This is a genomic window from Pseudomonas frederiksbergensis (genome assembly GCF_017114915.1).
In the GTDB taxonomy this organism is placed as follows: Bacteria; Pseudomonadota; Gammaproteobacteria; order Pseudomonadales; family Pseudomonadaceae; genus Aquipseudomonas; species Aquipseudomonas frederiksbergensis_I.
On record NZ_JAAUOE010000036.1, the window covers coordinates 37402 to 60388 of the forward strand.

A 22987-nucleotide genomic window follows, 5' to 3' on the forward strand; every position below is an offset into this window, starting at 1 on the left:
GGCTTTTCCTGGCTCGCGATTAATGCAACGACGGTTTGGCGGCTGCTTCGTCGGTTTTCTTGGTTTCGGTGAACAGCAGCAGCGGCGCGACCCGCAGGTACTCCATGACTTCCATGTAGTCGCTTTCGCCGTCGTCGGACTCTTCCAGGGCGTCTTGCACCTGAGAAATGGCGGCCAGATCCTGCAGCACTTCGGTGGCTTCAGAGCTCAAGGCATACTCGCGGCGGGTCAAACCGAAGCCGGTGAGGAAGCCCTGGCACCACTGGCCCAGTGCAGCCGCACGCTCGGTGAGCGGCGCGTCGTCGCTCGGCAGCAGCAGAACAACGGTCATGTCGTCGCTGGTGAGCTCGCCCTTGACCATCTCTTGCAGGCCGATCAAGGCGTTGCGAACGTTGTCTTGCGGCTCGCCTTCGAGTAGCTCGGCGGCGTCTGCCAACCAGCTGTCGGCTTCGAAGCCGGCACCGGCGCAACTGCGACCGAGCAACAGGCCGTGCAGTTCGGCAGGCGAGACGGGATGGCCGCTGGTGCTCAACAGGGTGGCAAAAGCTTGGTACGGAGAATTCTTAATGGGCATGGGCAGCTAGGCGCCAGACGGCGCTATGTCTAGAATGAAGGCCTTGTATCCTACATCGACAGACTCGCCAAGACTATTAAAGGCTGTCCGGCTGTTACCACCCATCAGTCACAAATTCAGTGGACACAATGGAAGACACCGACCTGCAAGCGCTGATGGCCAGACTCGAGCTGCTGATTACCCGAGTCGAGCAACTAAAGAGTCAAAACGCACTCTTACTAGCTCAAGAAAAAACCTGGCGCGAGGAACGCGCGCACCTCATTGAAAAAAATGAAATCGCCCGGCGTAAGGTCGAATCGATGATTTCGCGCCTCAAGGCCCTGGAGCAAGACTCATGAGTTCAAGCAATAGCGTTACCGTGCAGATCCTCGACAAAGAATATTCGATCATCTGCCCCCAGGAAGAGCGCAGCAACCTGGTGAGCGCTGCCCGTTACCTGGACGGCAAGATGCGCGAAATCCGCAGCAGCGGCAAAGTCATCGGCGCCGATCGAATTGCCGTGATGGCCGCGCTGAATATCACGCACGATCTTCTGCACAAGGAAGAACGCCCGGATGTGCAGGCCAGCAGCTCGACCCGAGAGCAGGTTCGCGACCTGCTGGACCGCGTCGATCTGGTGCTGTCGACCGATCCGGATGTCACCAAGGGCTGATTCGCCGGGCCGCTTGAGTTATACTCGCATCACTCCCTGGGGTGCTTGCCAGTTGACGACGTCCCTGAGCCGATTCGCACTACCCTGGAGGTTGCACGTTGGGCTGGTGTGCATGTCCGCTAGACGGAAAGCCTTAAAGCCTACTGCATCTTCCACCTTGAACTTTCGGGTTCAAGGGCTAAGTCGACAGCGGTTCATCCGGGGAGCCTGATTTCAATCCGATGCCGGTTTTTATACCGGCATCGGTGTTTTTACGGGTACGCTTTCAGTACTCGCACTTCCGAAGCCTGAATCCATGACCGAACCTGCGCTGCTGCCCCGACCGCAACTTCGACGCATGCTGCGCAAGGCCCGCCGCGCACTGACGCCCAGTCAGCAGCGCGAGGCGGCTCGCGGGCTGTATAAGCAATTGGCCCAACACCCGCAGTTCCGCCGCGCGAAACACATCTCCCTGTACCTGCCCGCCGACGGTGAAATCGATCCGCGCCTGCTGATGCGTGCCGCGCAACGTCGGGGCAAGGCGACGTATTTGCCGGTGCTCAGTGCCTGGCCGCAAACCAAAATGGTGTTCCAGCGGATCCGTCCCGGCGAAAGATTCAAACCCAACCGTTTCCGTATTCCTGAACCCCGCTACAACGTTGCCCGGCAACGCAAGGTCTGGGCGCTGGATCTGGTGTTGTTGCCGTTGGTGGGATTCGACGATGTCGGCGGACGCCTGGGGATGGGCGGCGGCTTCTACGACCGAAGCCTGGCGTATCTGGCGCGCCGCAATAACTGGCGTAAGCCGACCCTGCTGGGCCTGGCCCACGAATGTCAGAAGGTTCAACGATTGGCTCAGGCGAGCTGGGATGTACCGCTGCAGGGAACGGTCACGGACAAGGCGTGGTATTTCGCGGGCTAGACGCCACTGACATCAGCGGCGTCCAAGCGACAGGTTCAGCGCTTGAAGGCTGACGGCTGTTGCTGCGCGATCTCGACGGGAGCATCGGGTTTGTTGTTCCACAGGCTTTGGGCATAGCCGGTGGTCACGACACCAAGGCCGAATAAAATAACCAAAATCCATAGTAAATCCGGTTTGCGTTTCATCGATTGCCCCCCAAAGGCACATCAACACGATGACAGCAGCGGTTTCCGTTGTAGGTGTAGGCCGTGCAGCAGCGTCAAGCTAAGAAGGCCGGCATTTTGCGACAACGTGAACCGACACGCAAACGCTGGCGTCAACCGACTGTCGGTTTGTCATAAAATTGCCCGACCGCTTGCCCACTCACCTCGCAAGGAGCAAAACCATGGCCTATTGGCTGATGAAATCCGAACCTGACGAGCTCTCGATCAGAGACCTGGAGAAGCTTGGCCGAGCGCGCTGGGACGGGGTTCGCAACTATCAGGCGCGCAACTTTTTACGGGCGATGGCGGTGGGCGACGAGTTTTTCTTCTATCACTCCAGTTGCCCGGAGCCGGGAATTGCCGGAATCGGCAAGATTGTCGAGGCGGCGTATCCGGACCCGACGGCGCTGGAGCCCGAGAGTCATTACTTCGACCCGAAGGCCACCGCCGAGAAAAACGCCTGGAGCGCGATCGATGTCGCTCACGTCGAGACGTTTTCCAGGGTGCTGAAGCTCGATTATCTGAAACAGCAAACAGTGCTGGCCGAAATGCCACTGGTCCAGAAGGGCTCGCGGCTGTCGGTGATGCCGGTGACAGCCGAACAATGGGCAGCGGTGCTTGATTTGCGTTAAATAGTGCACAACCGCCGGTCACTCTGGCTTACCTTGCCAACCGGTCAGGCTTGCCACTCAGTTGACTGACATCAAAGTGCTCAAGCGCTTTCCTGTCAGACTGGGACGCAATAGACGCAGGATGCCGACATGTCGACGCACAGCCGTTCTTCGCTTTTCTTCGTTTTTTTACTGGGGGCTTTGCTACTGACCGCCGGGGGGTTTGGTTATTGGCGGTCGACCGTTAACCGACTGCCCGAAGGGTTGTATGTGGGCAATGGTCGACTTGAAGCCACAGAAGTGCAGATCGCCAGCAAAACACCCGGTCGATTGGCTGAAGTGCTGGTGAACGAAGGCGACAAGGTCACCCAGGGTCAACTGTTGGCCCGCATGGACACCCGAACCCTCGAAGCCCAGCGCAACCAGGCTGAAGCCGAAGTGATACGCGTCCGGGAAAATCTTTCCGCCGCCCAGGCCAATGTGAAACTGCGCCAGAGCGAGCAACTGCTTGCCCAGCAAGAGCTCAAACGCTCCCAGGCGTTGTTCAATCGCGGTTTCGCCAGCGGCCAGATCATCGACCAACAGCAGTCACGCTTCGACACCGCCAACGCAGCTGTTACTGCGGCCCGCGCTCAGGTGTCCGCCGTCGGCGCAGCCATTGGCGCGGCACAGGCGCAAGTGGCTCAGTTAACCAGCGAAATCGACGACAGCAGCTTGCGGGCTCCCATCGACGGGATCATTCAGCTTCGCATGGCCGAACCCGGAGAAGTGCTCGGCGCCGGTGGGCGAGTGTTGCTGCTGATTGACCCGAACGACCAATACATGAATCTCTACCTTGCAGCGTCCGTCGCCGGACGCCTGGCGGTCGGCGATGAAGCGCGGATCCTGCTGGACGCCCTGCCCGACCAGCCATTGCCGGCAAAAATCAGCTTCGTGGCGGCCAAATCGCAGTTCACACCCAAAGAAGTCGAGACCCGCGACGAACGTCAGAAACTGGTGTTTCGGGTCAAGCTACACTTGACCCACCCCAGCGCCGTGCCCCAGGCCAAACCGGGGATGCCCGGCAATGGCTACGTGCGCACCGCTCCCATTGACTGGCCGGCCAATCTTCAATGACCGGCCTGGCACTGCACGCCACCCGTCTTCAGCACCGCTACGGCGAACAGCATGCGCTGACCGACATCACGTTCAGTCTGCCCACCGGTACCCGGTGCGGATTGATTGGCCCGGATGGCGCCGGTAAATCCAGCCTGCTGGGATTGATCGCCGGTGTGAAGACGCTACAGGAGGGTCAACTGGAAGTGCTTGGTGGCTCGATCCAGGACCGGCGCCACCGCAACAGCCTCTACTCGCGCATCGCGTTCATGCCTCAAGGCCTGGGCGGCAACCTGTACCCTGATCTGTCGATCCGCGAGAACATTCACTTCTTCGCCACACTGTTCGGGCTGTCCGGGGCCGAAAGCGATCAGCGCATGCACAGCCTGCTGCTGGCCACCGATCTACTGCGGTTTGCCGAGCGCCCGGCCGGCAAGCTGTCGGGCGGAATGAAACAAAAGCTCGGCCTCTGTTGCGCGTTAATCCATGAACCGGATTTGTTGATCCTCGATGAGCCGACCACGGGCGTCGATCCCTTGTCCCGACGGCATTTCTGGGAGTTGATTGATGACGTTCGGCACCAACGCCCGCAACTGACGCTACTGGTCGCCACCGCGTATATGGAAGAGGCCGAGCAGTTCGAACACTGCCTGATGCTCGACGGCGGCAAACTGATCGCCGCCGGCTTGAGCCGCGATCTGGGGGCGGCAATCCCCAGCGGCAAACTCGACGAAGCCTTCACCCACTTTCAGGGCGACACCGGCCACGACAACCAGCCGCTAGTGATCCCTCCCCGAACCAACGCTACGGCCAATATCGCCATCCAAGCCCATGATCTGACCCTGCGTTTCGGCGACTTCACGGCGGTGGACAAGGTCAGCTTCGCCATTGGCCGCGGCGAGATCTTCGGGTTTCTAGGCTCCAATGGGTGCGGCAAAACCACCACCATGAAAGTGCTCACCGGGCTGATCCCGGCCAGCGAAGGCAGTGCCACGCTGCTGGGCAACCCGGTGAACGCCAAGGATCTGGCCACCCGCAAGCGCGTCGGTTTCATGTCTCAGAGTTTCTCGCTCTATGGCGAACTCAGCGTGCGGCAGAACCTGGACTTGCACGCGCGACTGTTCGATCTGCCCAAAGCCGACAGCGCTCAGCGCATCGACGAACTGATCCAGCGTTTCAACCTGGCCAGCGTCGCCCATCAGCCGTCCGGTGCATTGCCGCTGGGTCTGCGTCAGCGGCTATCCCTGGCGGTAGCCGTGTTGCACCGCCCGGAAGTGCTGATCCTCGACGAACCCACCTCCGGCGTTGACCCGGCGGCGCGGGACGATTTCTGGCGACTGCTGATCGAACTGTCCCGCGAACAGGACGTGACAATCTTCCTGTCCACCCATTTCATGAACGAAGCCCAGCGCTGCGACCGCATCTCATTGATGCACGCAGGCAAGGTACTGGCCTGTGACACGCCGGCAGCACTGCAACAACAGTTCAATGGCCAGACACTTGAGGCCGCATTCGTCACCTGCCTGGAACAGGCCCAGAGCCCGGTCGCAACAGCAGCGCCACCAGTGCCCGGCGACACAACGCTCGCACCCGCCACATCGATGAAAGACCGCCGCTTCAGTTTTGGGCGGCTGCGGGCACTGGCGAGTCGTGAAGGCAAGGAACTGCTGCGCGATAGAGTACGCCTGGCCTTCGCTCTGCTCGGGGCAATGCTCATGATGGTGATTTTCGGCTACGGCATTTCCCTGGATGTGGAGAAACTCGCCTTCGCGGTTTACGACCAGGACCAGACCGCGCAGAGCCGGGCTTATCTGGAGGCCTTCCGCGGCTCCCGCTACTTCGAGGAGCAGGCCCCGATAGGCGATCCGGCGCAGTTGCATCGACGATTGCAGCGCTCGGAAATCAAACTGGCGCTGGAGATTCCCCCTGGATTCGGTCGAGATCTGTTCGCCGGTCGCCAACCCACGGTGGCGGCCTGGTTCGACGGCGGTATGCCGTTTCGCGCCGAAACCAGCCGCAATTATGTGGAAGCGGTACACCAGGCCAACCTGGAGCAATTGGCGGATCAGTCCAGTCCCGCGCCGCCCCGGCAAGCGCCAGCCAAACTGGAAACTCGTTTCCGCTACAACCAGGATGTCGTCAGCGTCAATGCCATCGGCCCCGGAGTGATGGCACTGGTCCTGGCGTTCATCCCGGCCATGCTGACTGCGCTGGGCATCGTGCGGGAGAAGGAACTGGGCTCGATCACCAACTTCTACGCCACACCGCTGACCCGCCTGGAGTTCCTGTTAGGTAAACAGGTGCCGTATCTGGCCGTCAGTCTGATCAATCTCGCCGTGCTGGCGGCCATGAACCGCTGGCTGTTCGGCGTACCCTTCAAGGGCAGCGCATTGACCCTGGCCTTCGGCGGGCTGCTCTACGTGCTGGCGACCACCAGCATGGGGATGTTGATTTCGGCGTTCACCCGAACCCAGATCGCCGCCATTCTCGGCACCATGATCATCACCAGTTTGCCGACCATCCAGTTTTCCGGTTTGATCGTGCCACGGTCGTCCCTTGACGGTGCGGCCGCGGTCATGGGGATGCTGTTTCCGGCGGGCTACTTTCTCGATATCGCTGTCGGCACCTTTACCAAGGCGCTGGATATCCGGCAGTTGTGGCCGCAATGCCTGGCGCTGTTCGGGTTCTTTCTCGGGTTCACCGGGCTCAGCCTGGCCATGCTGAAAAAGCAGGAGGTCTGATGCATAAGCTTGCGCACATCCTGCGTCTTGGCCTCAAGGAACTCACGAGCCTGCAACATGACAGTGTATTGCTGCTGTTCCTGTTCTACGCCTTTACAGTGGCGATCTACATGCCGGCCGCAGGCTCAGTGATCGGTGTGCACAACGCCAGCGTGGCCATGGTCGACGAAGATCACAGCCCCATGTCACGCCAACTGGCCCAAGTCCTGCGGCCGCCGGAATTTCAACCGCCGGTGCCGCTGCCTTATGGCCAACTGGACGAGGTGCTGGACAGCGGGCGGTACACCTTCGTGATCAATGTTCCAGCCAATTTTCAGGCCGATCTGCTGGGCGGCCACCAGCCAGCGGTGCAGGTCAACGTTGACGCCACCGCCATGAGCCAGGCGTTCATGGGCGCAGGCTATATCGGGCGGATTTTCCAGCGCGAGCTGCTGACCTACAGTGGCCAGGGCGATGCGGCGAGCCAGACACCCGTGCTGCTGACGACACGAGCGCTGTTCAATACCAACCTGGAGGGTGGCTGGTTCCTGGCGGTTATTCAGATCGTCAACAACATCACGATCCTGGCCATCATCCTGACGGGCACAGCGCTACTGCGTGAACGCGAGCACGGCACCCTCGACCATTTGCTGGTACTGCCGCTGACGGCACTGGAAATCATGTTGGCGAAAGTCTGGAGCAACATGCTGGTGGTGGTGCTGTGCACCTGGGTGTCGCTGGAAGTGATTGTCAAAGGCGCCCTCGGCGTACCGCTGGCCGGTTCCCTGAGCTTTTTCTTGCTGGTAACGGCGGTTTATCTGTTCGCCAGCACGGCGCTGGGAATATTCCTCGCGACCCTCGCCCGCTCGACACCGCAGTTCGGCTTGTTGGCGATTCCGGTGATTATCCCGATGTTGCTGCTTTCCGGGGGCAGTACGCCCCTGGACAGCATGCCGCAATGGCTGCAATGGGTGATGCAGGGCTCGCCATCAACGCACTTCGTCAGCCTCAGCGCCGCGATATTGTTTCGCGACGCCGGCATCAGTGTGGTCTGGCCAGACTTGCTGGCCTTAAGCGCCATTGGCCTGCTGTTCTTCACCGTTGCGCTGATGCGGTTTCGCAAGAGCCTGGCGTCCTGAAGGACCGAGTCGCGCCCTTCGCGGGCCAGCCCGCAATGAGGCCCGCCCGGACAGCAAAAGGCTTATTGAATGATCAGGTTGTTGAACAACAGATCCTCAACCACCGGTTTGCCGGTTTCGTCATTCATCACTTGCTGGGTCTGCTTCAAGGCTTCCTGACGCAGCTTTTCCTTGGCTTCGACGTTGTTCATGGTTTCAGTGGTCTGCTGGGCAAACAACGCAACCAGTTGATTACGGATCAATGGCTCATTGGCCTTGACCGCCTTGGTCGCCTCGTCACCGGTCACCCGCAACGCCACATCGGCCTTGTAGACTTTGAACTTCGGCGTGCCGTCGAGCCCATAGTTGCCCACGAACGGCGGGCTCAGGGTGATGTAGTTGACCTTCGGGGCTTCACCTTCTTTAGCTTCTTCGGCCATCGCTGCCACAGGCAGAGACAGGGCCAGCAACAACATGATCCACGCTTTCACAATTCGCTCCTTATCCGGTTTGCGGCCTAGCATAACGACCCGCCGCTCAAGCACAAGCTTATGGCTGACTATCAGGGCCGGGCATGCTCGTTGACCCGTTGACTCACACACCTACACTTATCGGCCATCACTCCCAAAGGAATAGCCCTGATGAAAGCCGTGCTGTGCAAAGCCTTCGGCCCTGCCGAATCGCTGGTGCTGGAAGACGTCGCCAGTCCTGTCGCGAAGAAGAATGAAATCCTGCTGGACGTGCACGCGGCTGGGGTGAATTTCCCGGACACACTGATCATCGAGGGTAAATACCAGTTCAAACCGCCCTTCCCGTTTTCACCGGGTGGTGAAGCGGCCGGCGTGGTCAGCGCGGTGGGCGAAAAGGTCAGCCACCTCAAGGTCGGTGACCGGGTCATGGCCCTGACGGGCTGGGGCAGTTTCGCCGAACAGGTCGCGGTGCCGGGCTACAACGTGCTGCCGATCCCGCCATCGATGGACTTCAACACCGCCGCCGCCTTCAGCATGACCTATGGCACTTCGATGCACGCCCTCAAGCAACGGGGCAACCTGCAGCCCGGCGAAACCTTGCTGGTACTCGGCGCGTCCGGCGGCGTCGGCCTCGCTGCAGTGGAAATCGGCAAAGCCATGGGCGCCCGGGTGATCGCTGCCGCCAGTAGCGCGGAAAAACTCGCGGTGGCCAAGGCTGCCGGCGCCGATGAGCTGATCAACTACAGCGAAACCAGCCTCAAGGACGAAATCAAACGCCTGACCGACGGCCAGGGCGCCGATGTGATCTACGACCCGGTGGGTGGCGACCTGTTCGACCAGGCCATCCGCGCCATCGCCTGGAACGGTCGTCTTCTGGTGGTCGGTTTCGCCAGTGGACGCATTCCAGAATTGCCAGTGAACCTGGCGCTGCTCAAAGGTGCAGCGGTGATCGGCGTGTTCTGGGGCTCCTTCGCCCAACGCCAGCCACAGGACAACGCGGCGAACTTCCAACAACTGTTTGGCTGGTTTGCCGAGGGCAAGTTGAAGCCGCTGGTATCGCAGGTTTATCCGCTGAGCAATGCGGCACAGGCGATCAATGATCTCGGCCAGCGCAAGGCGGTCGGGAAGGTTGTTGTGCAGGTTCGCTGATGGTTTTCCAGTCGGGTCGCGATCCTGCGACCCGGCTCCGTCATCTCTATACCGACCTTCATTTATATCTGAGCGACATGTTCATAAAGGAACATGCAATCTCCAACATTTCCGCTGTTTTGCCGATGTGAAGCGGTGCTATTTTCGGTAACGAAACTGTAACATTCGCATCCGCAGTCAAAACAAGAAATCTGGAGCTCTTGAATGTTTGCTTTCTTTCGTCCTGCCGCACATCAGGCTCCATTGCCTGAAGAAAAAATAGACAGTACCTATCGACGCCTTCGCTGGCAGATCTTCGCCGGGATTTTCATTGGCTATGCGGGTTACTACCTGCTGCGCAAGAACTTCTCCCTGGCCATGCCGTACCTGATCGAAGAGGGTTACACCCGTGGTCAGCTGGGCCTGGCGATGTCGGCGATCGCGATTGCCTACGGCCTGTCGAAGTTCCTCATGGGCCTGGTGTCCGACCGCTCCAACCCGCGCTACTTCCTGCCCTTCGGCCTGCTGGTGTCGGCCGGCGTGATGTTCATATTCGGTTTCGCGCCGTGGGCAACGTCCAGCGTGACCATGATGTTCATCCTGCTGTTCATCAACGGCTGGGCCCAGGGCATGGGCTGGCCGCCGAGTGGCCGGACCATGGTGCACTGGTGGTCGCAGAAAGAGCGCGGTGGCGTGGTGTCCGTGTGGAACGTGGCACACAACGTCGGCGGCGGGCTGATCGGCCCGTTGTTCCTGCTCGGCATGGGGCTGTTCAACGACTGGCACGCCGCGTTCTACGTGCCAGCGGCGGTGGCTCTGGCGGTGGCGGCGTTTGCCTTCGTCACCATGCGCGACACCCCGCAATCGGTAGGCCTGCCGCCGATTGAAAAGTACAAGAACGATTACCCGGAAGGCTACGACGCCAGCCACGAAGAGGAATTCAGCGCCAAGGACATCTTCGTCAAGTATGTGTTGCGCAACAAGATGCTCTGGTACATCGCCATGGCCAACGTGTTCGTCTATCTATTGCGTTATGGCGTGCTGGACTGGGCACCGACCTACCTCAAGGAAGCCAAAGGCTTCACCGTGGATAAAACCTCGTGGGCCTATTTCTTCTACGAATGGGCAGGGATCCCGGGCACGCTGCTGTGCGGCTGGATGTCGGACAAGATCTTCCGGGGCAACCGTGGCCTGACCGGCATGGTGTTCATGGCCTTGGTGACGGTGGCGACCCTCGTGTACTGGCTCAACCCGGCCGGCAACCCGACTGTCGACATGATCGCGCTGTTCTCCATCGGCTTCCTGATCTACGGCCCGGTGATGCTGATCGGCCTGCAAGCGCTGGAACTGGCGCCGAAAAAAGCCGCCGGTACTGCAGCGGGCTTCACGGGTCTGTTCGGTTATCTGGGTGGTTCAGTCGCTGCCAGTGCAGCAATGGGCTACACCGTGGACCATTTCGGCTGGGATGGCGGTTTCGTGCTGTTGGTGGGCGCATGCCTGCTGGCAATGGCCTTCCTTGCGCCGACTCTGTGGCACAAGCAAGTCGCCAGTCAGGGCCGCGAAGCGCTCGCCTGATCAGCCTTTGATTTGCAGCGTTTGAGCCGCGCCTCCAGATTCCGGTCTGGCATGGCGTGGCTACGCAGGGCGTGGGCGGTCTGCTCGACATATTCGCGAGTGGTGCCGTAACGCCCGCAAGCGTTTTCGAACACCTGGCTCAGCACATGATCCGGCAAGTTGCCGGCATAGCTGGGCAGGTGCCGCTCCAACACGAATCCCAACGCCTGAACCTGGTTTCCGTCTTCAAGACGGCAGTTGAGCCAGTGTGGACGATAGGACGGGAATGGCATTTCACGCTGCCACAGCGCATAAAGCGAAGCGTCGAGTTGTTCTTCGGGCAAGCGATAAGCGAAGCCGCTGCACGAGCCGCCGCGATCCAGGCCAAATACCAGCCCCGGCACTTCCGGCGTGCCGCGATGCTCGTGGGACCACAGGTACAAACCGCGATGGTAACCATGCACGCGACCGCGCACGCGCTCAACCGCCGCACATTCAGGGCGCCAGATCAGCGAACCATAAGCGAACAACCAGACCGGCCCACCCTTGTGGCGCGCCATGGTCGACTGCATCGAGCTGAGCAATTGTTCGTGCGTAAGCTGCGGCCCCAGATCGAGCCGCGGAGGGTAAGCCAGATTCAAAAAAGCAGATTCAATGGCGCTCATGGCGAATAGCGTTCAGCTCCCCGCGAGTGAAGAATTACTTAATAGAACGCACCGCTGTAACAATAAGGCACATAACGTTTAAGGCAATTTAAGTGCCATGGCATGAGATATAACCTACCGGCATTTATATAAATTCATAAATACCGATAGGCTATATAGAGAGTTATAACGATCAGGATCGCGGATCAAGATCGCGGCGCGTAGGCGAATACATCCGCGCGCATTTGATGGGCATCCATTCCCGCTTCAACCAACGCATCCAGCGTGCCATAGACCATGGCCGGAGAACCGCTGGCATAGACGTGCAGCGCTTTCAGATCAGGGAAATCTTCACACACCGCCTCATGCAACATGCCGCAGCGCCCCTGCCAGCCGCATTGATCGCTGACGACTTTATGCAGGAACAGATTGGGCAGTTTCTCCCATTCATCCCAATGTTCGATGTCGTAAAAGTCTTCAGGTCGGCGCACGCCCCAATACAGATGCACTGGATGCTTGAAACCCGTGGCGCGGCAATGTTCGATCAGGCTATGGATCTGGCCCATGCCGGTACCGGCGGCAATCAGTACCAGCGGACCGTTCGGCAGTTCCGCCAGATGGGTGTCACCGAACGGCATTTCAATTCGCACCATCGAGTTGCGCTGAAGCTGTTCAATCAGGTTAAGTGCACTGCTTTCGCGCGCCAATACATGAATTTCCAGGTCGCGGCCGGAATGCGGAGCAGAGGCCAGGGAGAAAGCGGACTTCTCGCCGTTCTCACGCTCGATCATCAGGTACTGGCCGGCGTGGTAGCGCGGCGGTTTGCCCGCTGGCGCACGCAGACGCACGCGCCAGGTGTCGCCGCCGACGCCCCTGCATTCAATGACCTGACACGACATGCCGCGCACCGGCAGTTCTCCCAGCGCGAGCACGCCATCCCACAGCACGATGCAGTCTTCCAGCGGCTCTGCAATGCAAGTGTAGAACTCGCCATGGTCGCGCACATCGCCAGCCTGTTCGACCCGCCCTTCCACCAGCAGCGCGCCGCACACATGGCAATTGCCGTTGCGACAGCTTTGCGGGCATTCATAGCCCAGGCGCCGCGCGCCATCGAGAATCCGCTCGCCGGGCAGAATCTCAAGCACTGCTCCGGAAGGCTGCAAGGTTACACGCATCAATCTATTCCTAACTGATTCCAGATGGCATCGATCCGTTGGGTAACGGCTTCATCCTTGACGATGACCCGGCCCCACTCACGGGTGGTTTCGCCTGGCCATTTATGCGTGGCATCGAGCCCCATCTTCGAACCCAGGCCGGAGACCGGCGAGGCGAAGTCCAGGTAGTCGATCGGCGTGTTGTCGATCATCACCGTGTCACGCTTGGGGTCCATGCGCGTGGTGATGGCCCAGATCACGTCGTTCCAGTCCCGTGCGTTGATATCGTCGTCGGTGACGATAACGAACTTGGTGTACATGAACTGTCGCAAAAACGACCAGACACCGAGCATTACCCGCTTGGCATGCCCAGGATACGACTTCTTCATGGTCACGATGGCCATGCGGTACGAGCAGCCTTCGGGCGGCAGGTAGAAGTCAGTGATCTCCGGGAACTGCTTTTGCAGGATCGGCACGAACACTTCATTCAGCGCCACACCGAGAATCGCCGGCTCATCCGGCGGACGGCCGGTGTAGGTGCTGTGGTAGATCGGCTTGATCCGATGGGTGATGCGCTCGACGGTGAACACCGGGAAGCTGTCGACTTCATTGTAGTAACCGGTGTGGTCGCCGTACGGACCTTCATCGGCCATTTCGCCCGGATGGATCACGCCTTCGAGGATGATTTCGGCAGTGGCCGGCACTTGCAGGTCATTGCCGCGGCACTTCACCAGCTCAGTGCGGTTGCCCCGCAACAGACCGGCAAACGCGTATTCGGAGAGACTGTCCGGCACCGGCGTCACGGCACCAAGGATGGTGGCCGGATCAGCGCCCAGGGCCACAGACACCGGGAACGGCTGGCCGGGGTGTTTCTCGCACCACTCACGGTAATCCAGCGCGCCGCCACGGTGACTCAACCAGCGCATGATCACCTTGTTGCGGCCGATCACCTGTTGACGGTAAATGCCGAGGTTCTGGCGATCCTTGTTCGGACCTTTGGTGACGGTCAGACCCCAGGTGATCAGCGGGCCGACGTCTCCCGGCCAGCAGGTCTGCACCGGTAACATCGCGAGGTCGACATCGTCGCCTTCGATGACCACTTCCTGGCACACCGCGTCTTTGACGACTTTCGGCGCCATCGAGATGATCTTGCGAAAGATCGGCAGCTTGGACCAGGCATCCTTCAGGCCCTTTGGCGGCTCGGGCTCTTTGAGGAACGCCAGCAACTTGCCGATTTCGCGCAGCTCGCTGACCGCTTCCGCGCCCATGCCCAGCGCCACGCGCTCAGGCGTACCGAACAGATTGCCGAGTACAGGGATGTCATAACCGGTAGGTTTTTCGAACAGCAGGGCCGGGCCCTTGGCGCGCAATGTGCGATCGCAGACCTCGGTCATTTCGAGCACTGGGGACACCGGAACCTGGATGCGCTTGAGTTCACCGCGCTTTTCCAGGCCGCTGATAAAGTCGCGCAAGTCGCGATACTGCATGCGTGAGCCTCGTATTGGCCGTGGCGTTCGGGGGCAGGCAGTTTAGCGCCGAACCCCTCTATTCAGAACAACGAACTGCCGTTGATCAAAAATCAGATAGCAAAAAGCCGGGTTTCCCCGGCTTTTGCTGACTTTCTGCGATTTACTTGCGCTTCATCGACAGGAAGAACTCGTCGTTGGTCTTGGTCTGTTTCAGCTTGTCGACCAGGAACTCGATGGCAGAGACTTCGTCCATCGGGTGCAGCAGCTTGCGCAGGATCCACATACGCTGCAGTTCGTCGTCGGCGGTCAGCAACTCTTCGCGGCGAGTACCGGAACGGTTGATGTTGATGGCCGGGAACACACGTTTTTCAGCGATCTTGCGATCCAGAGGCAGTTCCATGTTGCCGGTGCCTTTGAACTCTTCGTAGATCACTTCGTCCATCTTCGAGCCGGTTTCAACCAGCGCGGTAGCGATAATGGTCAGCGAACCGCCTTCCTCGATGTTCCGCGCAGCGCCAAAGAAACGCTTCGGTTTCTCCAGGGCATGAGCATCGACACCACCGGTAAGCACTTTGCCGGAGCTCGGGATCACGGTGTTGTAGGCACGCGCCAGACGGGTGATGGAGTCGAGCAGAATCACCACGTCCTTCTTGTGTTCGACCAGGCGCTTGGCCTTCTCGATCACCATTTCGGCAACCTGCACGTGGCGGGTTGGCGGCTCGTCGAACGTCGAGGCAACCACTTCACCGCGCACGGTGCGCTGCATTTCGGTCACTTCTTCCGGACGTTCGTCGATCAGCAGCACGATCAGATGAACTTCAGGGTTGTTACGCGCGATGTTCGCTGCAATGTTCTGCAGCATGATCGTTTTACCGGCTTTCGGCGGTGCAACGATCAGGCCGCGCTGGCCTTTGCCGATCGGGGCGCACAGGTCGATGACACGACCGGTCAAGTCTTCGGTGGAACCGTTGCCGGCTTCCATCTTCATGCGCACGGTCGGGAACAGCGGGGTCAGGTTCTCGAAGAGAATCTTGTTTTTCGCGTTCTCGGGACGATCGAAGTTGATCGTGTCGACCTTGAGCAGCGCGAAATACCGCTCGCCTTCCTTTGGAGGGCGGATCTTGCCGACGATGGTGTCACCGGTGCGCAAGTTGAAGCGGCGGATCTGGCTCGGCGAGACGTAGATGTCGTCCGGGCCGGCGAGATAGGAAGCATCAGCGGAGCGCAGGAAGCCGAAGCCGTCCTGGAGAATCTCCAGCACGCCATCACCGGAGATTTCCTCGCCGCTTTTAGCGTGCTTTTTGAGCAGGGAGAAAATCACGTCCTGCTTGCGCGAACGGGCCATATTTTCTATGCCCATCTGTTCGGCCAATTCGAGCAGTTCGGTGATCGGCTTTTGCTTGAGTTCAGTCAGATTCATATAGGAATGACGTAATCATTTATGGAGGGGGGAAATTAAGCTTTTGGCTTAATGAGGCCGCGCCGCGGAGAAGGCGACAGGATCGCGTACTTATTCGAAAAGGAGTGCGTCGGCGACGGCTAGCAGGGGGCAGTGGAGAAACCAGTGCGGGGCCGAATGTACCACCTGAGTTTCAGAGCGTCTAGCCCTCAATAACGAAAAGGCCCCGCAATATGCGGGGCCTTTTCATGACGCTTTATAACAACGCTTAGATGTTGGCGTCGAGGAAAGCGGCCAGTTGCGACTTCGACAGCGCGCCGACCTTGGTGGCTTCGACGTTGCCGTTCTTGAACAGCATCAGCGTCGGGATACCACGCACGCCGTGCTTGGCCGGGGTTTCCTGGTTCTCGTCGATGTTCAGCTTGGCAACGGTCAGTTTGCCTTTGTAGGTCTCGGCAATTTCGTCCAGAACAGGAGCGATCATTTTGCAAGGGCCGCACCATTCAGCCCAGTAGTCGACCAGTACAGCGCCTTCGGCCTTGAGTACGTCGGCCTCGAAGCTAGCGTCGCTAACGTGTTTGATAAGATCGCTGCTCATGGAAGTCTCCAGGTTGTAAGCAAAAAAACGTGGCCCATCATAGCCGCCCTTCCCCCGTTCAGGAAGCCGCAGATGATTGAGTCTCGCTATGGTGCCCCATGAATTTGGGTATAGCTCAAGTCACGAGGTGGCGGGAGCGACGAACGCAATTCCGGTGCGCAGGGCGGCGTTGCGCACATGCTCCTGCATCGCCTTCTGCGCGGCACCAGAGGCCCGGCGGGCCAGCGCGCGGAGGATTTTACGGTGTTCCTGCCAGGTTTCCATGGCCCGTTCGGCCCGGATGAACGGTAGCTTCTGGCTCTCCAGAAAGATGTCGGCGCTGGCCGTCAGGATACTCAGCATCGCCTGATTGCCGCTGGCCAGGAGGATGCGCCGGTGAAACTCGAAGTCCAGTCGCGCCGCCCCATCGAAGTTGGCTGCACGCAGTTCGTTGCGCATGGCGGCGACGTTGTCTTCCAGGGCATCGAGATCCTCGGTGCTCAGGGTCACGGCCGCCAGCCCGGCGGCAAAACCCTCCAGCGCGTAGCGCAACTGAAAGATGTCCAACGGCGATGCCTGGGCCGCGAACGGCCAGCCCGGCGCCGCATCGCCCCGGGGCAGATCGACCGGTGACTGCACGAACACGCCCTTGCCTGGCTGGATACTGATCACGCCCAACGCACTCAGGGATGACAACGCCTCGCGCAGCGACGCCCGACTGACCCCCAATTGCACCGCCAGGTCCCGTTGCGATGGCAAGGCATCCCCCGGCCCGAAACCTTGTTCGGTGATCAGTTTGCGGATGGCTTGCAGCGCCACTTCGGGTACTGCGCGGGAGATCGAGTTCATGGTTTTTCAGACGAACCAGGCCAATGAGCGGCTAGTTGTAAAGCTATTCGCGACGTCCGGCAAGTCGTGCCCCATGGGGGTTCGGCAATTTTCCCGGATGCGCCATCGGAGTGCGAAATGCTACCCGACTGTTCAGACCAGTAAGACCGAACGACACCAGTAAAACCGTGGCCTGCGCCCCCCAAAACCGAATCTTGGCATGGCCCGTGCTGTGTCGATCCGCAGAAATCACTTCCCGCCGATCCGGAGATTTGCCATGACCCAGCGTTACAGCGCCCTCCTCGCCGCCCTGTTTGCCAGCCTGATGCTGAGCCAGGCACCCGCCCACGCCGACGGTCTGGAGGATGTGGTCAAACGCGGCACCCTCAAAGTTGCCGTGCCCCAGGACTTCCCGCCGTTCGGTTCGGTCGGCCCGGACATGAAACCTCGCGGCCTGGACATCGACACCGCCAAACTGCTCGCCGACCAACTCAAGGTCAAACTCGAACTGACCCCGGTCAACAGCACCAACCGCATCCCGTTCCTGACCACCGGCAAGGTCGACCTGGTGATTTCCAGCCTCGGCAAGAACCCCGAGCGCGAGAAAGTCATCGACTTTTCCCGTGCCTACGCGCCGTTCTACCTCGCCGTGTTCGGCCCGCCAGAGGCCGCCATCAGCGGTCTGGATGATCTCAAGGGCAAAACCATCAGCGTCACCCGTGGCGCCATTGAAGACATCGAGTTGACCAAAGTCGCCCCCGAAGGCACGACCATCAAACGCTTTGAAGACAATAACTCGACCATTGCCGCCTACCTCGCGGGGCAAGTCGACCTGATCGCCAGCGGCAACGTGGTGATGGTGGCCATCAGTGAGAAAAACCCGAAACGCGTGCCAGCCCTGAAAGTGAAGCTCAAGGATTCGCCGGTGTACGTCGGCGTGAACAAGAACGAGCCGGCGTTACTGGACAAGGTCAACCAGATCCTTACCACCGCCAAGGCCGATGGCGCCCTGGAGAAGAACTCCCGGACCTGGCTCAAAGAACCGCTGCCGGCCGATCTCTGATCGGTCGCGCGGGAGACGACTCATGGCTTATCAGTTCGATTTCTTGCCGGTGGTGGAAAACACCGATCTGCTGCTGCGCGGTGCGCTGTTCACCCTTGAACTGACGGCCATCGGCGCGCTGCTCGGGGTGGGCGTAGGCATCGTCGGGGCGCTGGTGCGGGCGTGGAACATCCGCCCGTTCGCCGGCATTTTCGGGGTTTACGTGGAGTTGATCCGCAACACGCCCTTTCTGGTGCAGCTGTTTTTCATCTTCTTCGGTTTGCCGTCGCTGGGCCTGCAGATTTCCGAATGGCAGGCGGCGGTGCTGGCGATGGTGATCAACCTGGGTGCCTATTCGACCGAGATCATCCGCGCCGGCATTCAAGCGATCCCCCGCGGGCAGCTGGAAGCCGCGGCCGCCCTGGCGATGTCCCGCTTCGAAGCGTTCCGCCATGTGGTTCTGCTGCCGGCGCTGGGCAAGGTCTGGCCGGCCCTGAGCAGCCAGATCATCATCGTCATGCTTGGCTCGGCGGTCTGTTCGCAGATCGCCACCGAAGAGTTGAGTTTCGCCGCCAACTTCATTCAATCGCGCAACTTCCGCGCCTTTGAAACCTATGCCCTGACCACACTGATCTACCTGTGCATGGCGCTGCTGATCCGCCAGTTGCTGAACTGGATAGGCCGGCGCTACCTGGTAAGGAGCAGCCAATGAGCGATTTCACCTTCTGGGACATCCTGCGCAACCTGCTCACCGGCCTGCAGTGGACCCTGGCGTTGTCGCTGGTGGCGTTTATCGGCGGCGGGGTGATCGGTTTGCTGATCATGGTGATGCGGATTTCAAAAAAATCCCTGCCCAGCCACTTCGCCCGCACCTACATCGAACTGTTCCAGGGCACGCCGCTGTTGATGCAGCTGTTTCTGGTGTTCTTCGGCGTGGCGCTGGCCGGCGTGGAAATTTCACCCTGGATGGCGGCGGCGATTGCCCTGACGCTGTTCACCAGCGCCTACCTGGCGGAGATCTGGCGCGGTTGCGTCGACTCGATCCCCCACGGCCAGTGGGAAGCCTCGTCGAGCCTGGCGCTCAATCCGCTGGAGCAATTGCGTTACGTGATCCTGCCGCAAGCCCTGCGCATCGCCGTGGCACCGACCGTGGGGTTCTCGGTGCAAGTGGTCAAAGGCACCGCCGTCACCTCGATCATCGGCTTCACCGAACTGACCAAGACTGGCGGCATGCTCGCCAATGCGACCTTCGAACCCTTCATGGTCTACGGCCTCGTCGCCCTCGGTTACTTCCTGCTCTGCTACCCCTTGTCCCTCAGTGCGCGCTACCTGGAAAGGAGACTGCATGCCTCTGCTTAGAATTTCCGCCCTGCATAAATATTACGGCGACCACCATGTACTCAAAGGCATCGATCTGAGTATCGAGGAAGGCCAGGTGGTGGCGATCATCGGGCGCAGCGGCTCGGGCAAATCCACTTTGCTGCGCACCCTCAATGGCCTGGAATCGATCAACGATGGCGTGATCGAAGTCGACGGCGAATACCTCGACGCCGCCCGCGCCGACCTGCGCAGCCTGCGACAGAAAGTCGGGATGGTGTTCCAGCAGTTCAACCTGTTCCCGCACCTGACGGTAGGCGAGAACGTCATGCTCGCGCCGCAAGTGGTGCAGAAAGTGCCAAAAGCCAAAGCCGCCGAACGGGCGCGGCAGATGCTGGAACGGGTGGGGCTGGGGGAGAAATTCGACGCCTTTCCGGATCGACTCTCTGGCGGCCAGCAACAGCGGGTGGCGATCGCCCGGGCGCTGGCCATGTCACCGAAAGTCTTGCTGTGCGATGAAATCACCTCGGCCCTCGATCCGGAACTGGTCAACGAGGTGCTCAGCGTGGTCCGGCAACTGGCCAAAGAAGGCATGACATTGATCATGGTCACCCATGAAATGCGCTTTGCCCGCGAGGTTGGGGATAAGTTGGTGTTCATGCATCAGGGCAAGGTGCATGAGGTGGGGGATCCGAAGATTCTGTTTGCCAACCCGCAGACCGCGGAGCTGGCGAATTTCATTGGGACCGTGGAGGCGGCGGGCTGATAGATCTTCAGCGTGTGTGAGGCCGCCTTCGCGGGCAAGCCCGCTCCTACGGGGGGACGCGGTCATCCGTAGGAGCAGGCTTGCCCGCGAAGGGGCCAGCAGCAACACCACAAGAGCCCCCGTGCTAAAAGATCGCAGCCTTCGGCAGCTCCTACGCGTTGGCGCGAGCGTTTGATCGTGGCAGGATGTCGGGGTTATCGACCGAGACCCCNGTTGGCGCGAGCGTTTGATCGTGGCAGGATGTCGGGGTTATCGACCGAGACCCCCTGACCATGCCGCTATCCCAAGCCAAGAATCTGTCCCTGATCGCCGCAATCGACCTGGGCTCCAACAGCTTTCACATGGTCGTGGCCAAGGCCCAGAACGACGAAATCCGGATTCTCGAACGCCTCGGGGAGAAGGTTCAGCTGGCCGCCGGCATCGACGAAGAGCGTCAACTGAGCGAAGAATCCATCCAGCGCGGGCTCGATTGCCTGAAGCGTTTCGCCCAACTGATCAACGGTTTGCCGCCCGGCGCTGTGCGGATCGTCGGCACCAACGCCCTGCGCGAAGCCCGTAACCGTGGCGAATTCATCCGTCGCGCCGAAGAAATCCTCGGCCATCCGGTAGAAGTCATCTCCGGCCGTGAAGAAGCGCGCCTGATTTACCTCGGCGTCTCCCACACCCTCGCCGACACCCCGGGCAAACGCCTGGTGGCCGACATCGGCGGCGGCAGTACCGAATTCATCATCGGGCAGAGATTCGAGCCATTGTTGCGCGAAAGCCTGCAAATGGGCTGCGTGAGCTACACCCAACGCTATTTCAAGGACGGCAAGATCACCCCGGCCCGCTATGCCCAGGCCTATACTGCGGCGCGGCTGGAGATCATGAGCATCGAACACGCCCTGCACCGCCTGACCTGGGATGAAGCCATCGGCTCCTCGGGCACCATTCGCGCCATCGGCCTGGCGCTGAAGGCCGGCGGGCATGGCACGGGCGAGGTCAACGCCGAAGGCCTGGCCTGGCTCAAGCGCAAGCTGATCAAACTCGGCGATGTCGAGAAGATCGACTTCGAAGGCATCAAGCCTGACCGCCGCGCAATCTTCCCCGCTGGCCTGGCGATACTCGAAGCAATCTTCGATGCCCTCGAACTGCAACGCATGGACCATTGTGAAGGCGCCCTGCGCGAAGGCGTGCTCTATGACCTGTTGGGCCGTCATCATCACGAAGACGTCCGTGAGCGCACGCTCAGCTCGCTGATGGAGCGTTACCACGTTGATCTGGAGCAAGCCGCGCGAGTCGAACGCAAGGCGCTGCATGCCTTCGATCAAGTGGCCCAGGACTGGGACCTGCATGAGGGCGTCTGGCGCGAACTGCTGAGCTGGGCAGCCAAGGTCCATGAAGTGGGCCTGGACATCGCCCACTATCAGTACCACAAGCACGGCGCCTACCTGATCGAACACTCGGACCTCGCCGGTTTCTCCCGCGAAGACCAACTGATGCTCGCGCTGCTGGTGCGTGGCCATCGCCGTAACATCCCCAAGGACAAGTTCGCCGAGTTCGGCGACGACGGCATCAAGCTGATTCGCCTGTGCGCGCTGCTGCGTTTTGCGATTCTGTTCCACCACATCCGTGGCACCCAGCAAATGCCGCAGGTGGAGCTGAATGCCGATGGCAACAACCTGGAAGTGGTGTTCCCGGAGCACTGGCTGGACGACAACCAGCTGACCCAGGCCGACTTTGCCCTGGAAGCGGAATGGCTGACCCGCGTCGGCTTAGTGCTGAACGTTCGATAAAACAACCGAACACAATCCTGTAGGCGCCAGCTTGCTGGCGAAGGCGTCCTTGAAATGGACGCATGAATTGAAAGCCATTCGCTGGCAAGCCAGCTCCTACAAGGGACGGTGGTGGAAATGAAAATGGCGATCCGCAGGGATCGCCATTTTTATGCCTCGCGAGGGTTAACGCACCGCCAGAATCGGGCTGCCCAAGCGCTCCAGCAAGGTGGCCTGGGCACTGCGCGGGTTCTGGTTGCCGGTCGGCGTGTTGCGAATGTAGCGACCGTCCGACTGCAGGCTCCAGCTGTGGGTGTTATCGGTCAGATAAAGCTCCAGCTCTTTCTTGACCCGCAAAATCAGCTTCTTGCCCTCGACCGGGAAGCACGTCTCGACGCGCTTGTCGAGGTTGCGTTCCATCCAGTCGGCGCTGGACAGGAACATCTGCTCTTCACCGCCATTGAGGAAGTAGAAGACCCGGGTGTGTTCCAGGAATCGACCGATGATCGAGCGCACATGGATGTTGTGCGATACCCCGGCGATACCCGGTCGCAGGCAGCACATGCCCCGCACTATCAAATCGATACGAACCCCGGACTGACTGGCCTTGTACAACGCGCGGATGACCTTCGGATCGGTCAACGAGTTGAACTTGGCGATGATGTGCGCCGGTTTGCCGTCGAGGGCGAACTGCGTCTCCCGGGCAATCATGTCGAGCATGCCCTTCTTCAACGTGAACGGCGCGTGCAGCAGCTTCTTCATGCGCAGGGTTTTACCCATGCCGATCAACTGGCTGAACAGTTTGCCGACGTCTTCGCACAAGGCATCGTCGGAGGTCAGCAGGCTGTAGTCGGTGTACAGACGGGCGTTGGCGGCGTGGTAGTTGCCGGTGCCCAAGTGGGCGTAGCGGACAATCTCGCCGGCCTCGCGACGCAGAATCAGCATCATCTTGGCGTGGGTCTTGAAGCCGACCACGCCGTAAATCACCACCGCACCGGCCGCTTGCAGACG

24 protein-coding genes and 1 other RNA gene are annotated in these 22987 nt (G+C 60.2%); 15 read left to right on the forward strand and 10 right to left on the reverse strand.

Features of this window, described 5'->3' with window-relative positions; translation table 11 throughout:
- Positions 1-19 precede the first annotated feature (19 nt).
- Positions 20-574, reverse strand: coding sequence for a YecA/YgfB family protein (locus HCU66_RS21600; protein WP_205890485.1), 555 nt, complete (start codon positions 572-574; stop codon positions 20-22).
- 128 nt (positions 575-702) lie between these two features.
- On the opposite strand from HCU66_RS21600, the gene HCU66_RS21605 reads away from it, so the two are divergent.
- From HCU66_RS21605 to HCU66_RS21620, 4 genes are all read left to right on the forward strand, one after another.
- A complete protein-coding gene (locus HCU66_RS21605; RefSeq protein ID WP_007940359.1) occupies positions 703-912 on the forward strand; it encodes a TIGR02449 family protein in 210 nt (69 codons plus the stop codon).
- The gene (locus HCU66_RS21610; RefSeq protein WP_090326411.1) at positions 909-1226 is read left to right on the forward strand and encodes a cell division protein ZapA; all 318 of its coding nucleotides are present in this window, start codon (positions 909-911) and stop codon (positions 1224-1226) included. Before HCU66_RS21605 ends, HCU66_RS21610 begins: the two co-directional genes overlap by 4 nt.
- 30 nt (positions 1227-1256) lie before the next feature.
- A non-coding RNA gene (gene ssrS / locus HCU66_RS21615) (6S RNA) lies at positions 1257-1435 on the forward strand.
- Between the two features lie 86 nt (positions 1436-1521).
- Positions 1522-2127, forward strand: coding sequence for a 5-formyltetrahydrofolate cyclo-ligase (locus tag HCU66_RS21620; RefSeq protein ID WP_205890486.1), 606 nt, complete (start codon positions 1522-1524; stop codon positions 2125-2127).
- A gap of 35 nt (positions 2128-2162) precedes the next feature.
- Here the strand turns inward: HCU66_RS21620 and HCU66_RS21625 are convergent, their stop codons facing one another.
- Positions 2163-2312, reverse strand: coding sequence for a hypothetical protein (locus tag HCU66_RS21625; protein WP_018927582.1), 150 nt, complete (start codon positions 2310-2312; stop codon positions 2163-2165).
- A 200-nt stretch (positions 2313-2512) separates the two neighbouring features.
- Here HCU66_RS21625 and HCU66_RS21630 point away from each other — a divergent pair, with 200 nt between their 5' ends.
- The 4 genes from HCU66_RS21630 to HCU66_RS21645 all read left to right on the forward strand — a co-directional run bounded on the left by HCU66_RS21630 (position 2513) and on the right by HCU66_RS21645 (position 7895).
- The gene (locus HCU66_RS21630) at positions 2513-2962 is read left to right on the forward strand and encodes an EVE domain-containing protein (RefSeq protein WP_205890487.1); all 450 of its coding nucleotides are present in this window, start codon (positions 2513-2515) and stop codon (positions 2960-2962) included.
- 129 nt (positions 2963-3091) lie between these two features.
- Positions 3092-4057 carry an HlyD family secretion protein gene (locus HCU66_RS21635; RefSeq protein WP_205890488.1) on the forward strand — a complete coding sequence of 322 codons (966 nt, stop codon included), beginning with the start codon at positions 3092-3094 and terminating at the stop codon, positions 4055-4057.
- Entirely contained in the window at positions 4054-6777 is a 2724-nt protein-coding gene (gene rbbA / locus HCU66_RS21640; RefSeq protein WP_205890489.1) for a ribosome-associated ATPase/putative transporter RbbA, read from the forward strand. The genes HCU66_RS21635 and rbbA overlap by 4 nt, the downstream gene beginning before the upstream one ends.
- On the forward strand, positions 6777-7895 hold the full coding sequence (locus tag HCU66_RS21645; RefSeq protein WP_205890490.1) for an ABC transporter permease: 1119 nt from the start codon (positions 6777-6779) through the stop codon (positions 7893-7895). The genes rbbA and HCU66_RS21645 overlap by 1 nt, the downstream gene beginning before the upstream one ends.
- Positions 7896-7957: 62 nt before the next feature.
- Here HCU66_RS21645 and HCU66_RS21650 read toward each other — a convergent pair whose 3' ends face one another.
- Positions 7958-8365 (reverse strand): flagellar basal body-associated FliL family protein, encoded by a 408-nt coding sequence (locus HCU66_RS21650; protein ID WP_205890491.1) that lies wholly within the window; start codon positions 8363-8365, stop codon positions 7958-7960.
- Positions 8366-8515: 150 nt separating this feature from the next.
- Here HCU66_RS21650 and HCU66_RS21655 point away from each other — a divergent pair, with 150 nt between their 5' ends.
- Both HCU66_RS21655 and glpT read left to right on the forward strand, forming a co-directional pair.
- On the forward strand, positions 8516-9493 hold the full coding sequence (locus tag HCU66_RS21655) for an NADPH:quinone oxidoreductase family protein (protein WP_205890492.1): 978 nt from the start codon (positions 8516-8518) through the stop codon (positions 9491-9493).
- 204 nt (positions 9494-9697) lie between these two features.
- The gene (glpT, locus tag HCU66_RS21660; protein ID WP_205890493.1) at positions 9698-11047 is read left to right on the forward strand and encodes a glycerol-3-phosphate transporter; all 1350 of its coding nucleotides are present in this window, start codon (positions 9698-9700) and stop codon (positions 11045-11047) included.
- On the opposite strand, the gene HCU66_RS21665 is transcribed toward glpT, so the two are convergent.
- The 6 genes from HCU66_RS21665 to HCU66_RS21690 all read right to left on the reverse strand — a co-directional run bounded on the left by HCU66_RS21665 (position 11023) and on the right by HCU66_RS21690 (position 17118).
- A complete protein-coding gene (locus HCU66_RS21665) occupies positions 11023-11691 on the reverse strand; it encodes a gamma-glutamylcyclotransferase (RefSeq protein WP_205890494.1) in 669 nt (222 codons plus the stop codon). The two genes, glpT and HCU66_RS21665, sit on opposite strands and share 25 nt — an antisense overlap.
- Before the next feature lie 185 nt (positions 11692-11876).
- On the reverse strand, positions 11877-12845 hold the full coding sequence (locus tag HCU66_RS21670; RefSeq protein WP_205890495.1) for a CDP-6-deoxy-delta-3,4-glucoseen reductase: 969 nt from the start codon (positions 12843-12845) through the stop codon (positions 11877-11879).
- Entirely contained in the window at positions 12845-14311 is a 1467-nt protein-coding gene (gene ubiD, locus HCU66_RS21675) for a 4-hydroxy-3-polyprenylbenzoate decarboxylase (RefSeq protein WP_205890496.1), read from the reverse strand. Before ubiD ends, HCU66_RS21670 begins: the two co-directional genes overlap by 1 nt.
- A gap of 142 nt (positions 14312-14453) precedes the next feature.
- Positions 14454-15713 (reverse strand): transcription termination factor Rho, encoded by a 1260-nt coding sequence (rho, locus tag HCU66_RS21680; protein ID WP_205890497.1) that lies wholly within the window; start codon positions 15711-15713, stop codon positions 14454-14456.
- Positions 15714-15960: 247 nt separating this feature from the next.
- Positions 15961-16290 carry a thioredoxin TrxA gene (trxA, locus tag HCU66_RS21685; protein WP_003206727.1) on the reverse strand — a complete coding sequence of 110 codons (330 nt, stop codon included), beginning with the start codon at positions 16288-16290 and terminating at the stop codon, positions 15961-15963.
- Between the two features lie 120 nt (positions 16291-16410).
- Positions 16411-17118: a FadR/GntR family transcriptional regulator gene (locus HCU66_RS21690; RefSeq protein WP_205890498.1), complete on the reverse strand. Its 708-nt coding sequence runs from the start codon at positions 17116-17118 to the stop codon at positions 16411-16413.
- A 256-nt stretch (positions 17119-17374) separates the two neighbouring features.
- Here HCU66_RS21690 and HCU66_RS21695 point away from each other — a divergent pair, with 256 nt between their 5' ends.
- From HCU66_RS21695 to ppx, 5 genes are all read left to right on the forward strand, one after another.
- A complete protein-coding gene (locus tag HCU66_RS21695; RefSeq protein ID WP_205890499.1) occupies positions 17375-18160 on the forward strand; it encodes a transporter substrate-binding domain-containing protein in 786 nt (261 codons plus the stop codon).
- 22 nt (positions 18161-18182) lie between these two features.
- On the forward strand, positions 18183-18851 hold the full coding sequence (locus tag HCU66_RS21700) for an amino acid ABC transporter permease (RefSeq protein WP_205890500.1): 669 nt from the start codon (positions 18183-18185) through the stop codon (positions 18849-18851).
- Positions 18848-19498, forward strand: a complete 651-nt coding sequence (locus HCU66_RS21705) for an amino acid ABC transporter permease (protein ID WP_205890501.1) — start codon at positions 18848-18850, stop codon at positions 19496-19498. Before HCU66_RS21700 ends, HCU66_RS21705 begins: the two co-directional genes overlap by 4 nt.
- Positions 19485-20222 (forward strand): amino acid ABC transporter ATP-binding protein, encoded by a 738-nt coding sequence (locus tag HCU66_RS21710; RefSeq protein WP_205890502.1) that lies wholly within the window; start codon positions 19485-19487, stop codon positions 20220-20222. The genes HCU66_RS21705 and HCU66_RS21710 overlap by 14 nt, the downstream gene beginning before the upstream one ends.
- Positions 20223-20494: 272 nt before the next feature.
- Positions 20495-21997 carry an exopolyphosphatase gene (gene ppx, locus HCU66_RS21715; protein WP_205890503.1) on the forward strand — a complete coding sequence of 501 codons (1503 nt, stop codon included), beginning with the start codon at positions 20495-20497 and terminating at the stop codon, positions 21995-21997.
- Positions 21998-22162: 165 nt separating this feature from the next.
- On the opposite strand, the gene HCU66_RS21720 is transcribed toward ppx, so the two are convergent.
- Positions 22163-22987, reverse strand: an 825-nt coding sequence (locus HCU66_RS21720) for a polyphosphate kinase (protein ID WP_479561817.1), incomplete at its 5' end; no start/stop codon positions are given.